Raw genomic sequence first — 2086 nt, 5'->3', positions numbered from 1 at the left:
TTCACTCAGTTCCTCAAACGTAGGCCAACCCGTAATATCGGGGCAGTTTAACCGTGTGTGGTGTGATACCTATACGGTTGACAACGATGCTTGATACGCAGCTCTCAATACTCTCGAATCACCACAGACGGCGGGTTCTCTTCGCGTTGATCGACAATGCGCCGCAAACCATACCCACCGGTTCCACCGCCACGGTGGAGACCGATGGTGGAGACCAACCCCAGACAATTGCGATGCAGCACATCCATCTCCCGAAGTTAGCAGATCACGGGTTCATCGACTGGGATCGAGAATCACAGCGCGTGACGAAGGGACCGCAATTTGATGAGATCGAGCCGCTGCTCACCGTTTTGAGTGAGAACCAAGATATGTTTCCGACTGATGGTGTTCCCGACTAATCGATCGTAATCGAAAACTGCCACAGGTGTGGCAGTTCAGGTAAAGATATCATTGTTCTGTCGCTGTTGGTTCACCCAGAGTGGTAATTCGACTTCATTCGCCAGACTGGTCACCAGTAGTCTCGAGATGACGCGAGACTCTTACTCCCCACTAACTGTCAAAATAGCAGGCAGAATCATCCCTTTTTGCCATTGTAATTCCCATTGCGGGTCCGTATGCGTCCAATACCTGTAGTGAACTTCTAAACCATAGAACGATTTTATGCCCGTTTATGTCGTGTGATGTGTGCGTACGAGGCCGTCAGTGGTTCTGATTGCAGTGTTCTGATTGCTACGAACCGAGGACAGTCTTCGTGACGGAGAAAGACCATGATAGATCAGGAATTCCACGGCCACATCGGCCGTACATATGACGAATCCGAGGCATGGTGGCCAGAACCGACCCGGGCACCAGAAGATGCACCGAACGTCTTGATGATCGTTCTCGACGACGTCGGTTTCGGCCAGATCGGCTGCTACGGCGGTCTCATCGACACACCGAATATCGATCGACTGGCTGAGAACGGACTCCAATACAATAATTTCCATACGACAGCGCTCTGCGCACCGACGCGCAGTTGTCTGCTCACTGGACGAAACCATCATTCGAACGGGATGGGAACCATCACTGAAACATCAACCGGATTCCCTGGTTATAACGGGCACATCCCTCACGAGAACGGTTTCCTCTCGGAGATGCTGGTCGAGGAAGGTTACAACACCTTCGCAACCGGAAAGTGGCATCTCGCCCCTGCCGAGGATCTGAGTGCAGCCGGTCCCTACGACGAGTGGCCACTTAATCGTGGCTTCGAGCGCTACTATGGGTTTCTTGGGGGAGACACCCACCAATATTATCCGAATCTGGTGCAAGGAAACGAGCAAATCGAGCCGCCAGCAACTCCAGAAGAGGGATATCATCTAACCGACGATATCACCGATCGTACCATCAAATACATCCAGGACACACACTCGGTCGCTCCCGAGAAACCGTTCTTCGCGTACTTTGCCCCTGGGGCGTGTCACGCTCCGCATCATGTTCCAAAAGAGTGGGCCGACAAGTACCAGGGAGAGTTCGACATGGGCTGGGAAGAAGCAAGGGAGACAATCCTATCACGCCAGAAGGACCTTGGTGTCGTTCCCAACGATACTGAACTGACACCGCACGATTCCGTTGTCCCGCACTGGGACGACCTCTCGGACGACGAGCAGACGCTTTACGCCCGGATGATGGAGGTGTTCGCGGGCTTCCTCGAGCACACTGACCATCACATCGGTCGACTCCTTGATTTCCTCGAGGAGATCGACGAACTCGACAACACGCTCGTGATGTTGGTCTCTGATAACGGTGCAAGCGCTGAGGGGGGTCCGAGTGGTTCTGTGAACGAGATGCATTTCTTCAATAACATCGAGGAAAATCTCGAGGATAATTTGGAGGCGATGGACGATCTCGGGGGACCAGAGTACTACAATCACTACCCGTGGGGATGGGCTTGGGCCGGTGATACACCGTTCCGCCGGTGGAAGCGCGAAACCTACCGCGGTGGTGTGAGCGACGCGATGATCGTTCACTGGCCGGACGGTCTCGAGGCAAGTGGGGAGATCTGCAACCAATTCGTCCACGCCATCGACTTCGTTCCAACGGTTCTCGA

2 protein-coding genes are annotated in these 2086 nt (G+C 53.8%); both read left to right on the top strand.

Annotated features, from left to right (window positions below; all coding sequences use genetic code 11):
• The first annotated feature begins 86 nt into the window (after positions 1-86).
• Complete coding sequence (locus BG842_RS09350; protein ID WP_069450550.1) at positions 87-398, top strand: helix-turn-helix transcriptional regulator; 312 nt, start codon at positions 87-89, stop codon at positions 396-398.
• A 369-nt stretch (positions 399-767) separates the two neighbouring features.
• Positions 768-2086, top strand: a 1319-nt coding sequence (locus tag BG842_RS09345) for an arylsulfatase (protein ID WP_139136079.1), incomplete at its 3' end; no start/stop codon positions are given.

This window comes from Haladaptatus sp. W1 (assembly GCF_001723155.1).
GTDB classification, from domain to species: Archaea; Halobacteriota; Halobacteria; order Halobacteriales; family Haladaptataceae; genus Haladaptatus; species Haladaptatus paucihalophilus.
The sequence above is the reverse complement of the archived record's forward strand: the minus strand, read 5'-3'. Positions and strand labels throughout refer to the sequence as shown.